Here is a 13,928-nt window from a genome sequence, read left to right as displayed (position 1 = left end):
TTATAGAAAAATTAGTTGATAAAAAAGAGCATTCCGCTTTGGGATGCTCTATTTTTCTTCTAAATGCGGGCTCGGTAATAGTCGATTGACAATCATCGCAATGACTGCTCCCATTAAAGTGTCTAATACCCGTTGAATCGCATATTCCACATTAACGGCTGCTTCAATCGTATAAAAGATGACTAAGAAAGTCGCTGAAGAATTAATCACAGCCGTTTTATTGAATCGATTGCAAAATAAAATTAATAAAATAATTCCAAGAGGAACTAATAGTAAGTCGGCATAATCTGGTAGAGTAAAATATCTATATGATTGAAGAAGAAGAATGGCTAATACCCCACCTGACATGTTTCCAAAGAAACGAGCAATTCCAAACTTCCAAGTTTGTTTATGATCCGTTCTTAAACTAAATACTGCAGATAACACAGCTAACATTGGAGAACCTCGATGAAGTACTTTAAAAAGTAAAATACAGATAAATGCAGATACTGCTGTTTTAAAAGTTCTGAGTCCAATATGAAATGGATTTTGTTGTTGATTAGGCACAGTTTCACCTCGTTGGTTAAAATTCTTGAATATCATATCATAAAATGCATAAAGCGACAACGAGTAAAGAACTGTATAAATAATTGCTATGTTATAAAAAATTAAGTAATTAATTTTATAAAAAACAAGGAAAATTCAAGCGTAAAATTATGGTTTATGATAAAATTAGAGTTATGTATAGAAAGTGGTGTTGCTGTGGGAAGACGAAAATCAATGAAATGGAAATCGCATATGAAATTAGGTGCTAAGAGATTAACGCTTGGAATTATTTTGGTGTTTATAGCTATATGTAGTGTCATTATTATGGGTACATTACAGTTTCAAGAAACAAGGCAAGATCCTACAGAGATTGCGCACCAACAATTTATTCAAAAGCTTGTCCCGTCTTCTCAAAAAGCTTATCAATTATATAAAGTTTTACCAAGTATTAGTTTAGCTCAGGCTATATTAGAGTCTGATTGGGGAGAAAGTGGATTATCAAAGGATTACTATAATTTATATGGAATGAAAGCTGGTGCTGCAGAACCAAGTGTCCAATTAGAAACAAGTGAATTTGTGAATGGTCAATGGATTACCATTATGGCTCCTTTTCGAGTCTATAATAGTTGGGCAGAATCTGTAGAAGCACATGCCAAATTGTTGACATATGGAGTAGATTGGAATCCTAAATTATATGAACCAGTTTTAAAAGCGAAAAATTATAAAGAAGCAGCACACGCCCTTCAAAAAGCAGGATATGCTACAGATCCAACTTATGCACAAAAAATTATTACGGTCATTGAAACGTATCATTTAGAACAATATGATTAACTTCATGAAAAATCTGTAAAGGAGTAGAAAACACATGAGTCAATTATTACCAGGAAGTATTATTGGAATTATTGGTGGAAATTCTCAAATTTCATCTATTATTTTAATGGCGAAACGATTGGGATATCGTATTTATCATTTTCGTGAAGAAGATGAACCTAGTGCTTTATTAGCAGATAAAGAAGTGATTGCTCGTTATTCTGACAGACAAGCATTATCAGAATTTGCAGTACAAGTCGATACGATTTATGTTTTAACAAATGCAATTGAAATAGATACCATTATTACTTTAAGTGGGAAAACACGTTATTATCAATCATTTGAATTAGCAGAAATTTCTCAAAATCGTATGGTTGAAAAATTATTTTTAGAAGAACATGCGATTAATGTAGCTCCTTATGGAATGATTACAAGTATTGGAGAATTGCCAAGTTTATTATCAAGTATTGGATTTCCTGCTGTGTTAGAGACGAATCGTTTTGATAAAAAACATAAGGGGATTATGATTTATGATCATGATATGGATGATCATGTGTTCCAACTAGTAGAGGAACAATCTTGTATGGTGACAGCATTTGTTCCCGGTCAACGTCATTTTAGTATGACGATTTTACGAGATTATGAAGACCATATTGCGATTTTACCAATTACGGAAGATGTATATGTAGATGGAAAATTAAAATATGCGATTGCGTCTAAACGAATGAATCCTGAATGGGTTGGAGAGCTTCGTACGATTGCATCAAAAATAATGCGTTCCATTTCGGGATCTACTCTAGTATCGATTCAAGTAGTAATGGCAAAAAATGGAATTTTTTATGTCAAAAAAGTGGACCAATTACCACTTCTTCAACATCAGTTTAGCGCACGACAAATTCCTCAATCATTTAGTGAAATTGTTTTACGATTAGCAACAGGATTAGGCGTTTTAGAAAGTGGATTGATAGAGGAAGGATTAATTGTTCCGATTTATCAAGAAATGTTAGAAAAAGCGCATATTTTAACAGTAATTAAACCTCATTGGGAATTTGAATATTTCCAAGTTGAAGGTGGAAATCCAAAAGAAGCAGTTGGAGTGATTCGGTTAACAGGTGCTTCAAGTGTGGATTTAGTCAATGAATTAGAATTAAGTGGATTACACGATTAGAATGTAACAAGAGAAGAAAGGATGACTTTGTGAGTATTTCGGCGAAATTACTAGAAGGAATGAATGAACGTCAAAAAGAGGCGGTTCAACATACTCAAGGACCCTTACTGATTATGGCAGGTGCTGGTAGTGGGAAAACAAGAGTATTAACACACCGTATGGCGTATATTTTAGCAGAAGAAGAGGTTCATCCTTGGAATATTTTAGCGATTACCTTTACGAATAAAGCAGCACGTGAAATGAAAGAGCGAGTAAGCCAATTAGTTGGGCCACAAGCTGAAGATATGTGGGTGTCTACTTTCCACTCCATGTGTGTGCGTATTTTAAGAAGAGATATTGAATTATTAGGCTATCAACGTTCTTTTACAATTTGCGACCCAAGTGAGCAACAAACGGCAATGAAGCGAATTTTAAAGAAATTAGATATTGATAGCGAAAAATATGATTATCGCATGATTTTAAATCGTATTAGCCAAGCTAAAAATGATTTAGAAGATGTAGAAGAATTTAGTGAAAAATATACGGGATATGTGGAACAAATCATTGCGAAATGTTACCGTGAATATCAAAAAGAACTAGCAAAAAGTATGACATTGGACTTTGATGATTTAATTATGTTGACGGTACAATTATTCCAAAAATATCCTGAAACATTGCACTATTATCAACAAAAATTCCAATATATTCATGTGGATGAGTACCAAGATACGAACCATGCTCAATATCGATTAGTAACGATGTTAGCAAAAAAATTCAAAAATATTTGTGTTGTCGGGGATGCAGACCAAAGTATTTATGGTTGGCGTGGAGCTGATATGAGTAATATTTTAGAATTTGAAAAAGATTATCAAAACGCAAAAGTTGTTTTATTAGAACAAAATTATCGTTCTACAAAAACAATTTTACAAGCAGCTAATCATGTGATTGAGAATAATGTTAATCGTAAAGTGAAGAAATTATGGACTGAAAACGAAGAGGGACAACCCATCACGTATTACCGTGCTCAATCGGAGCAAGATGAGGGACGTTATGTATTGTCACAAATTCAAAGTCTATTAAGAGATGGCTATCATTATGATGATTTTGCCATTTTATATCGTACAAATGCGCAATCTCGTGTCATGGAAGAAAATTTATTAAAATCAAATATTCCATTCCGACTAGTAGGAGGGCAACGATTCTTCGAAAGACTTGAAATTAAGGATTTATTAGCGTATTTACGTTTAATTGTAAATCCTCAAGATGATTTAAGTTTTAGAAGAATTGTCAATAGTCCGAAAAGAGGAATCGGAGCAACTTCTTTAGATAAATTAAATGATTTTGCTTCTATGCATCAATTCTCCTTATTAGAAGCCAGTTCACAAATAGCAATCTCTCCTCTATCTGGGAAAGCAGCAAAGTCTTTAGAAAAATTTGCTGAAATGATTGAAGATTTGAGAAAAATGCAAGAATTTCTATCAATCAGTGACTTTGTGGAACAAGTAATTGAGAAAACAGGATATCTTTCTGCTTTAGAGCAACAACATACAATGGAAGCTGATGCGAGAATTGAAAATATTCAAGAGTTTATCTCAGTTGCAAAACAATTCGAACAAGATCGTTTAGAAGAAGAGTCGGAAGATTCTCCATTATTACAATTTTTAACAGACTTATCTTTAGTTTCTGATGCGGATAGCGATGATGGGGATGGTCGTATGGTGACATTAATGACGCTTCATGCTGCTAAAGGGTTAGAGTTTCCAGTTGTATTTATTATCGGTTTAGAAGAAGGAATTTTCCCAAGTTTAAGAAGTATAATGGAACATGATGATGTAGAAGAAGAACGTCGTTTAGCATATGTAGGAATTACTCGTGCAGAACAAAAATTATTTTTAACAAATGCATATTCAAGATTATTATATGGCCGTACACAAACGAACCGCCCATCGAGATTTGTATTAGAAATCGGAGAAGAATTATTTGATTCGAAACAACAGCAATCCTACGGCCATACAAGTAGAGAGTCTTCTCCATTTGTTTCAAAAAATTCTTCATCAAGTTCGTTGTTTGATAAATATCGATCAAAATCTCAGGCAACTGCGTATCAACCAAAAACAGTTCAGCCTTCAAGCATCCAACCAGTACGTAAACAAACCGTTACTACCGAAGACGCAGCTGTATGGAAAGTTGGCGACAAAGTGATGCATAAAAAATGGAATGTTGGAACAGTTGTAAAAGTGACAGGAGAAGGTACCAATCAAGAAATTGATGTAGCTTTTGCAGGAATGGGTATTAAACGCTTGTTAGCAAGTTTTGCCCCAATTGAAAGAATAGAGGAGTCGTAAATGGATACTTCAGTAGAACAAAAAATCCAACAATTAAGAGAACAATTAAATCGTTGGAGTCATGAATATTATGTTCAAGATAGTCCAACAGTTACAGATCATGAGTATGATGAAACGTATCATGAACTAGTACGATTAGAAACGGAGTATCCACAATTGATTACTCCAGATTCTCCAACTCAACGTGTTGGAGGTGTTGTTTTAGAAGGTTTTGAAAAAGTTACTCATCAAAATCCTATGTTGAGTTTATCAAATGCTTTTTCAAAAGAAGACTTACAAGCATTTGATGATCGTATTAAAAAATTAACCAATCGTGCGATTGACTATGTTTGCGAATTAAAAATTGACGGTTTATCTGTAGCGCTAACTTATCAAGAAGGAAAATTAGTGTTAGGTGCTACAAGAGGAGATGGTGTAATAGGGGAAGATATTACGCATAATATTAGAACGGTTAAATCCGTTCCTCTTTCGTTAGATCAACCATGGTCGATTGAAGTTCGTGGGGAATGTTATATGCCAAAAAAATCATTCCAACAATTAAATCAATCAAGAGAAGAAGAAGGATTAGAAGTATTTGCTAATCCTAGAAATGCAGCTGCAGGAAGTTTAAGACAATTAGATTCTAAAGTAGCAGCTAGTCGAAATTTAGCAGTGTTTCTCTATCAAAGTCCTAGTGTTGAAGCTTTAGAAGTGGATTCTCAAATAGAATTGCTAGAAAAAATGCAAGCATTAGGATTTGTCACGAATCAAGAAAGCGTACTTTGCCATTCGATTGATGAAGTATGGGCATTTATTGAAAAAATGACAGTGGAAAGAAATAATTTGCCTTATGAAATTGATGGGATTGTGATTAAGGTAAATGACTTTAAAGCACAAGAAGAAATAGGGTTCACTGTAAAAGCTCCAAAATGGGCAATCGCTTATAAATTCCCTGCTGAAGAAGCGCAGACAATTGTGCGAGATATTGAATGGACAGTGGGACGTACGGGAGTAGTGACCCCAACAGCTGTGATGGATGCGGTATTTCTTGCGGGAACTACTGTGAAACGTGCCAGCTTACATAATGTCGATTTAATACGAGAAAGAGATATTCGAATTGGAGATACGGTTGTCGTTCATAAAGCCGGTGATATTATTCCTGAAGTCACTCGAGTGATTTTAGAAAAACGTCCCGAAGGGATAGAACCGTATGAGTTTCCAGCAAAATGTCCTTCTTGTTCGAATCCTCTCGTGCATTTAGAAGAAGAGGTTGCTTTACGTTGTATGAATCCAAAATGTCCAGCTCTTTTAAAAGAAGGGTTAACTCATTTTGTATCGAGAGATGCGATGAATATGTCTGGAGTAGGGACAAGAATTATTCATCAATTATTTGAAAGTGGATTGGTCCAAGATGTAGCAGATTTATATCACTTAACAATGGAACAGTTAGTGACACTTGATAAAATTCAAGAAAAATCAGCGCAAAAAATTATACAGGCAATTGAAATGAGTAAACAAAACTCATTAGAGCGTTTATTAACGGGGCTAGGTATTCGAAATGTTGGATCAAAAGCGGCAAAAGATTTAGCAATGCATTTTGAAACAATGGAAAACCTTCAAAACGCGACTGTGGAAGAATTAGTTTCTATTGAAGGATTAGGATTAGTAATTGCGCATAGCGTTTTAGCTTATTTTAGTCAAGAAACGGTTCAAGAAATGTTAGAAGAATTAAAAGAAGCGGGCGTTAATATGCGTTATTTAGGAAAAGATAAGACAGTTATTTCAGAAAACTCACTATTTGCTGGAAAAACAGTTGTATTAACAGGAACGTTAGAGCAGATGACAAGACAAGAAGCAAAAGAAGCAATCGAGTCTTTAGGTGGAAAAGTGACAGGATCTGTTTCTAAAAAAACAGACCTAGTCATTGCAGGCTCTCAAGCAGGAAGTAAGTTAACAAAAGCTGAATCTTTAGGGATTTTAATATGGGATGAAGAACAATTTAGAACAATGATTGAAGGAAAGGAATAGTTATGAAGAAAAAAATTATCGCTCTCGCTAGTGTCACAATGATGTCATTAGCAGGGTGTGCGAATATTAATCAAGCAACACAAAAAAATGTTGAATCAGAATCTTCACGTGCAAAAGTTGCTCAGCCAACAACGAACCAACTTTCAAATCAATATTATAGAGCATTGATTACAAATGGAAAGTATCAAGTAAGTAAGACTCGCGGTGCAACTTTAAGTTTAAATACTGGATTCAACTTGAGGAATTTTGAATCAGGTTTAATTGAATTATCACGTGCAGTTTTTCCAACGAATCAATATTTCTTTAGAGAAGGACAAGTCATTGATTCAAAAACAACGAATCAATGGGTAGCCCGTAAATCAGATAAAAACCCTGATGGACTAAATCCAGAAGATAATGGTGAAACAGATGCAAGTAAAAGAAATCCATATTATTTAGCCCAAATTTTAGAACAAGATTTTATGATTCAAACAGAAAATAATTATGAGCTAGGTGGAATCAGTATTGGTCTTGCAATGAATTCAGTGGATTATTATACTGCGGGAGATAAAGATGCGGAGCAAGAAATTTCGAATGAAGAGATGTTAAAACAAGCAAAATCAATTGCGAATACAGTGTTGACTCGTTTACGTCAAAATGATGCTCTGAAGACAGTACCAATAGTGTTTGGAATTTTTAAACAAGCTCCAAAAGATGATATTGGTGGTGGAGTCTATATTTTAGAAGCTACCTCAGTAGAAGGAACTGAGGTGACAAATTGGACAAATATGAATCAAAAAATAGTTGTATTACCATTAGTTGATGGCAATCCAACAGAAGAATCATCTGCTTTTGAAAACTTTAGAACAGAAGTTCAAAACTTCTTCCCGAATTTATCAGGAGTAACAGCTAAAGTTTATTATCAAGAAAATGCTCCTAAAAAAATGGTTGTTAATATTATGACTCAATTTTATGGAGAGTCAGAAATTATTGCTTTAGCACAACATGTGACAGATGTTGCCAATAAATATTTACCAAAAACGACACCAGTTGAAGTTCGTATCTCATCGATTAATGGGATGGAAGCATTCTTAATGCAAGATACTGCTCAAGGTGTATTTACGTATCATGTTTTTGATTAAAGATTGACATAAAAGGTACGTGCCTTTTACAATAGGAACGAAAGAAAAGTTGAAAGTGAGGAACAGTCATGGCAATTGAAGAATCAGAAGTACGTCACGTTGCAAAATTAGCGAAATTATCATTTGCAGATCATGAGATTTTACATTTCACAGAGCAAATGAGTGATATCATTGATATGGTAGAACAATTAAAAGAAGTTGATACAACAGGAGTAGAAGTTACAACTCACGGATATTCATTAGTGAATGTTTTACGCGAAGATGTGCCGGTAAAAGGAACAGATCGTGATTTATTAATGAGAAATGTAAAAACAAGCGAGGATGGATTTATCCAAGTACCTGCAATTATGGGTGAAGGAGAGGAGTAAGACGCATGAGTTTATTAGAAAATCAAACATTAGTAAGCTTGCATGAAGGTTTAGTTCAGAAGAAATTTACTTCTCAAGAATTAACAAGTGCAACATTCGAAAAAATTCAAGCAGTAGATGATAAAGTTGGAGCTTTTCTAGCTCTAAATGAAGAAGAAGCAATGGCTCAAGCAAAAGCTGCTGATGAAAAAGGTTATGATTCAACTCTTTCTCTTCAAGGGTTACCAATCGGGATTAAAGATAATATTGTAACTCGCGACTTAATCACAACAGCTGCAAGTCGTATGTTGGAAGATTTCAATCCAATTTATGATGCGCATGTGATGGACTTGTTGAAAAAAACAGGAGCTGTGAATGTCGGAAAATTAAACATGGATGAATTTGCCATGGGTGGTTCAACAGAAAATTCTTATTTCAAGAAAACTAGAAATCCTTGGGATTTAACAAAAGTTCCTGGAGGGTCTTCAGGTGGTTCTGCAGCAGCTGTAGCAGCTGGAGAAGTGTTAGCCACTTTAGGTTCTGATACAGGTGGTTCGATTCGTCAGCCTGCAAGTTTTACAGGAATTGTTGGTATGAAACCAACTTATGGTCGTGTATCTCGTTATGGATTAATTGCCTTTGCATCAAGCTTAGATCAAATTGGACCATTAACTCGTACGGTTAAAGATAATGCATTAGTATTAGAAGCAATTAGTGGATATGATCACCGTGATTCTACAAGTGTGAATGTACCTGTTCCAAATTATTACCAACAAATTAATGGCAATATTAAAGGATTAAAAATTGCTTTGCCAGTAGAATATTTAGGAGATGGAATTGACCCTGAAATTCGTAAAGCAGTCTTAAAAGCTGCAGAACAATATCGTGCATTAGGAGCAACGGTAGAAGAAGTAAGCTTACCTCATTCTAAATACGGTATTCCTGCCTATTATATTATTGCTTCTTCAGAAGCATCTTCTAACTTACAACGTTTTGATGGAATTCGTTATGGACACCGTTCAGCTGAAGCGAAAACTTTAGAAGATTTATATGTTATGAGCCGTACTGAAGGATTCGGTATGGAAGTAAAACGTCGTATTATGTTAGGAACATTCTCATTAAGTTCTGGTTACTATGATGCTTACTTCAAGAAAGCAGGACAAGTTCGTACATTAATTAAACAAGATTTTGCGAATGTATTTGCAAACTATGATTTAATTTTAGGACCTGTAACGACTTCAACTGCTTATGGAATTGGAGAAAGAAATGATGATCCAATTGAAATGTATATGGCAGACTTATTAACAGTTCCTGTAAACTTAGCAGGACTTCCAGCGATTTCTGTACCTGCTGGATTCTCTAGCGAAGGTTTACCAATTGGTATTCAATTAATCGGAAATTACTTCCAAGAACAAACCATTTATCAAGCAGCATTTGCATTTGAACAAGCAAATGACTATTACTTAAAACAAGCAAACGTATAAGGAGGAAAATAAGATGAATTTTGAAACAATTATTGGGCTAGAAGTTCACGTAGAGTTAAAAACAGATTCAAAAATCTTCTCTCCTTCACCAGCTCATTTTGGAGCAGAGCCAAATACAAATACAACAGTGATTGACTGGGGTTATCCAGGGGTACTTCCCGTCATTAATAAACGTGCCATTGAATTTGGAATGCGTGCTGCATTAGCATTAAACTGTGAAATTTCACAACATACAAAATTTGACCGTAAAAACTATTTCTATCCTGATAATCCAAAAGCATATCAAATTTCTCAATTTGATTACCCAATTGGTCATGATGGATGGATTGATATTGAAGTAGAAGGAAAAACAAAACGTATCCGTATCGAACGTGTTCATTTAGAAGAAGATGCCGGTAAAAATACTCACGGTACAGATGGATTCTCATATGTAGATTTAAACCGTCAAGGAACTCCATTAATTGAGATTGTATCTGAAGCGGATATGCGTTCTCCTGAAGAAGCGTATGCTTACTTAGAAGCATTACGTCAAATTATTATGTTTACAGGCGTATCTGATGTGAAAATGGAAGAAGGATCAATGCGTTGTGATGCGAATATTTCTCTACGTCCTTATGGTCAAGAAAAATTCGGTACAAAAACAGAGTTGAAAAACTTAAACTCGTTTAATAATGTTCGTAAAGGTTTAGCATTTGAAGAAGTCCGTCAAGCTCAAGTATTACGTAGTGGTGGCGTTATCGGTCAAGAAACAAGACGTTTTGATGAATCAAATGGACAAACAATTTTAATGCGTGTGAAAGAAGGTTCAAGTGACTACCGTTACTTCCCAGAACCAGACTTACCAAACTTAGAAATTTCAGATGAATGGGTAGAAGAAGTCCGTCAATCAATTCCTGAAATGCCAACCGTTCGTCGTGAACGTTATATTCGTGAGTTTGGATTACCAGAATATGATGCAATGGTCTTAACATTATCAAAAGAAATGTCTGATTTCTTTGATGAAACAGTTGCAGCAGGTAGTGATCCAAAATTAGCTTCAAACTGGTTAATGGGAGATATTTCTGCTCACTTAAATAGTAAAAAATTAGAATTACAAGATCTTTTATTAACTCCACAAAGTTTAGCAGAAATGATTCAATTAATTGGAGATGGAACAATCAGCTCGAAATTAGCGAAAAAAGTATTCTTATTATTAGCTGAAGAGGGCGGAACTGCTCGTCAAGTTGTTGAAAAACATGGTATGATTCAGTTAAGTGATCCATCAAAATTATTACCAATTATTCAAGATGTGCTAGCTAATAATGCACAATCGATTGAAGATTTCAAAAATGGTAAAGATCGTGCAGTTGGCTTCTTAGTGGGGCAAATTATGAAACAAACAAAAGGAAAAGCAAATCCTGGAGTTGTAAACCAATTATTACAAGAAGAATTAGCGAAATATTAATAACTGAGAGGACTGAAGCGTAGCAGAAAGAGATTTTCTATGATGCGTGAAGTTAAATAACCGCTGGGGGTGAATAGAAAACGGAATTTCCGACTTCTTATTCACTCCTTCTCTCTTTTTCATAAAGAATGAATGGAGGTATCAAAATGATCCGAGTTCACACAAAAATTATTCAAGCCGGAGAATCTTTACAAACGGAATTAGAAGCACCGATTGAATCCATTGAATGGAAAGTTGAAAACAAGCAATTAGCGTTATCTTATCAAGAAAGAGAAACTCAGACAAAAGTTGATTTATTAGTGTCAAATAGAGAAATTCAATTATTCCGTAAAGGTGAAGTAGCTAGTCAATTACTGTTCCAACATCAAAAGAAAACGAAGGGTCGTTATCAATTAGCCCAAGGGCAAGAAATTTTATTTGAGATTCAAACGAAGAATGTTGAAGTCTCATCAGATTGGAAACAAATTTCTTTTGAATACCAATTATCTCAATTAGGAGAAAATTTAGGTGAGTTTACAGTAAATGTAGAAATTCTTAAAGAAAACATTGTGCAATAGTAGCGTTCTATAGCTTTTGTGTGCTATACTGTTAAAGAATATGTGGAAAGGAAGTGTATCCTTTGGAATTAAAAGCACTAGATGGAATCAATAAAAATGAATTATCAATGGTTGAAGTAGCTCATGCTATCTTGGAAACAAAACAAGAAGTAATGGACTTTAATCAATTGTTAGTAGAAATTCAATTATATATGGAGCTAAGTGATGCGCAATTAGAAGCGCGTATGGCTCGTTTTTATACAGATTTAAATATTGATGGAAGCTTTATTTCTCTTGGAGAAAATCGTTGGGGATTACGTTCATGGTATCCAATTGATTCAATTGATGAAGAGATTGTTTCATCAATTGATGATGAAGACTTGAAAAAACGTCGTAAAAAACGTAAAAAAGTTAATGCCTTCGGTACTGAAGAGGACCTTATTGACTACAATGATGATGATCCAGAAGATGAAGATGGCTTGTTAGAAGATGAAGATGAAGACGATATTATTGATTTGGATGATGATGTAGATGATGAAGAAGAAACTGAATTAGATGCATATCGTTCAGATTTAAGCGAATTAGGTGCCGACGAAGATATAGATGAAGACGTTAGTGCAGATGAAGATTTATCAATTATTAATGATGATGAATTAGATAGCGATTATGATGACGAAGAGGATGAATTATAATCTTTCGTTTCATTTAAGAAACATAATTATTAAATTAAAAAGTGGGAGTGCTTTGCACCCCTCTTTTTTATAGGAGGAAAAAATTTTGAAAAAAATCTTATTATCATTTTTTGATGTGACTTTTCTAAAATTTATTCTGGTAGGAATCGTCAATACGGTAGTAGGAACAGCAATTATGTTTTTTTGTTTTAATGTATTAGCGTGGAGTTATTGGGTTTCCAGTGCATCAAATTATATTGTAGGAAGTATCGTGAGTTATTTGTTGAACAAACGATATACATTTGGGCAAAAGGGTCATGATTGGCATATAATTTGGAAATTTATCATAAATATTACACTTTGTTATGGACTTGCTTATGGATTAGCTAAGCCATTTGTGGCTTGGGTACTATCAGGAATTTCTACTAATGTTCAAGGAAATGTTGCGTTATTGGTAGGAATGGTTTTATTTGTTGGATTTAATTATATTGGGCAAAGATTTTGGGCATTTTCACCAAAGAAAGACTGAGAATAATGACTTGTTCATAAAAGAGTTAGTGGTTTAATTCTAGGAATCGTTATGGTAAAATAACACTATCTATAGATTTAAGGGGGATACTGCCAAATGGCGGAAGATAAGAAGACTTTTTATTTAACAACACCAATTTATTACCCAAGTGGACAATTACATATCGGACATGCATATACAACTGTAGCAAGTGATGCAATGATTCGTTATAAAAAATTACAAGGTTTTGATACTTATTTTTTAACAGGAACAGATGAACACGGACAAAAAATTCAACAAAAAGCTCAAGAAGCAGGTGTGAGCGAGATTGAATTTGTCGATAATATTATTTTTGGTATCCAAGATTTATGGAAAAAATTAGATGTTTCTTATGATGATTTTATTCGTACAACTCAACCTCGTCATAAAAAATCTGTACAGAAAATTTTCCAAAAATTAATCGATAATGGCGATATTTATTTAGGTGAATACGAAGGTTGGTATTCTGTTAGTGATGAAGAATACTTTACAGAATCTCAATTAGTCGAAGTTTATCGTGATGCAGAGGGGAAAATGATTGGCGGAGTGGCTCCAAGTGGTCATGAAGTCCAATTAGTGAAGGAAGAATCTTATTTCTTCAGAATGAGTAAATATGCAGATCGCTTATTACAATACTATGAAGAACATCCAGAATTTATTCAACCAGAATCTCGTAAAAATGAAATGATTAATAACTTCATTAAACCAGGTTTGGAAGATTTAGCCGTTTCTCGTACATCATTTGACTGGGGAATTCCAGTACCAAATGATCCAAAACATGTCATTTATGTATGGATTGATGCTTTATCAAACTATATTACAGCTTTAGGCTATGGAAGTGATGATGAGACATTATTCAATCGTTATTGGCCAGCAGATGTGCATTTCATCGGAAAAGAAATCGTTCGTTTCCATACGATTTATTGGCCAATTATGTTAATGGC

General features: G+C 34.3%; 13 protein-coding genes. 12 read left to right on the top strand and 1 reads right to left on the bottom strand.

Annotated features, from left to right (window positions below):
* Positions 1–48: 48 nt before the first annotated feature.
* A complete protein-coding gene (locus RWO76_RS02270; RefSeq protein WP_314354024.1) occupies positions 49–546 on the bottom strand; it encodes an aromatic acid exporter family protein in 498 nt (165 codons plus the stop codon).
* A gap of 213 nt (positions 547–759) precedes the next feature.
* On the opposite strand from RWO76_RS02270, the gene RWO76_RS02265 reads away from it, so the two are divergent.
* The 12 genes from RWO76_RS02265 to metG all read left to right on the top strand — a co-directional run.
* Positions 760–1,356 carry a glycoside hydrolase family 73 protein gene (locus RWO76_RS02265; protein WP_314354023.1) on the top strand — a complete coding sequence of 199 codons (597 nt, stop codon included), beginning with the start codon at positions 760–762 and terminating at the stop codon, positions 1,354–1,356.
* 34 nt (positions 1,357–1,390) lie between these two features.
* On the top strand, positions 1,391–2,503 hold the full coding sequence (locus RWO76_RS02260; RefSeq protein ID WP_314354021.1) for an ATP-grasp domain-containing protein: 1,113 nt from the start codon (positions 1,391–1,393) through the stop codon (positions 2,501–2,503).
* A gap of 29 nt (positions 2,504–2,532) precedes the next feature.
* A complete protein-coding gene (gene pcrA, locus RWO76_RS02255; RefSeq protein WP_314354020.1) occupies positions 2,533–4,827 on the top strand; it encodes a DNA helicase PcrA in 2,295 nt (764 codons plus the stop codon).
* A complete protein-coding gene (gene ligA / locus RWO76_RS02250; RefSeq protein ID WP_314354018.1) occupies positions 4,828–6,834 on the top strand; it encodes an NAD-dependent DNA ligase LigA in 2,007 nt (668 codons plus the stop codon). It begins immediately after the preceding gene.
* Between the two features lie 2 nt (positions 6,835–6,836).
* Entirely contained in the window at positions 6,837–7,955 is a 1,119-nt protein-coding gene (locus tag RWO76_RS02245) for a CamS family sex pheromone protein (RefSeq protein ID WP_314354017.1), read from the top strand.
* A gap of 68 nt (positions 7,956–8,023) precedes the next feature.
* Positions 8,024–8,323 (top strand): Asp-tRNA(Asn)/Glu-tRNA(Gln) amidotransferase subunit GatC, encoded by a 300-nt coding sequence (gatC, locus tag RWO76_RS02240; RefSeq protein ID WP_227931903.1) that lies wholly within the window; start codon positions 8,024–8,026, stop codon positions 8,321–8,323.
* Positions 8,324–8,328: 5 nt separating this feature from the next.
* Positions 8,329–9,786, top strand: a complete 1,458-nt coding sequence (gene gatA / locus RWO76_RS02235; protein ID WP_314354016.1) for an Asp-tRNA(Asn)/Glu-tRNA(Gln) amidotransferase subunit GatA — start codon at positions 8,329–8,331, stop codon at positions 9,784–9,786.
* Between the two features lie 13 nt (positions 9,787–9,799).
* Positions 9,800–11,230, top strand: coding sequence for an Asp-tRNA(Asn)/Glu-tRNA(Gln) amidotransferase subunit GatB (gatB, locus tag RWO76_RS02230; protein ID WP_314354015.1), 1,431 nt, complete (start codon positions 9,800–9,802; stop codon positions 11,228–11,230).
* Between the two features lie 146 nt (positions 11,231–11,376).
* Positions 11,377–11,787: a DUF1934 domain-containing protein gene (locus RWO76_RS02225; protein ID WP_314354014.1), complete on the top strand. Its 411-nt coding sequence runs from the start codon at positions 11,377–11,379 to the stop codon at positions 11,785–11,787.
* Positions 11,788–11,849: 62 nt separating this feature from the next.
* Positions 11,850–12,458, top strand: a complete 609-nt coding sequence (gene rpoE / locus RWO76_RS02220) for a DNA-directed RNA polymerase subunit delta (protein ID WP_314354013.1) — start codon at positions 11,850–11,852, stop codon at positions 12,456–12,458.
* An 85-nt stretch (positions 12,459–12,543) separates the two neighbouring features.
* Positions 12,544–12,966 carry a GtrA family protein gene (locus tag RWO76_RS02215; RefSeq protein ID WP_314354012.1) on the top strand — a complete coding sequence of 141 codons (423 nt, stop codon included), beginning with the start codon at positions 12,544–12,546 and terminating at the stop codon, positions 12,964–12,966.
* 96 nt (positions 12,967–13,062) lie between these two features.
* Positions 13,063–13,928, top strand: an 866-nt coding sequence (gene metG, locus RWO76_RS02210; RefSeq protein WP_314354011.1) for a methionine--tRNA ligase, incomplete at its 3' end; no start/stop codon positions are given.

The sequence above is a fragment of the uncultured Granulicatella sp. genome (assembly GCF_963521425.1).
Taxonomy (GTDB): Bacteria; Bacillota; Bacilli; order Lactobacillales; family Aerococcaceae; genus Granulicatella.
This window is presented reverse-complemented; position numbering and strand designations above follow the sequence as displayed.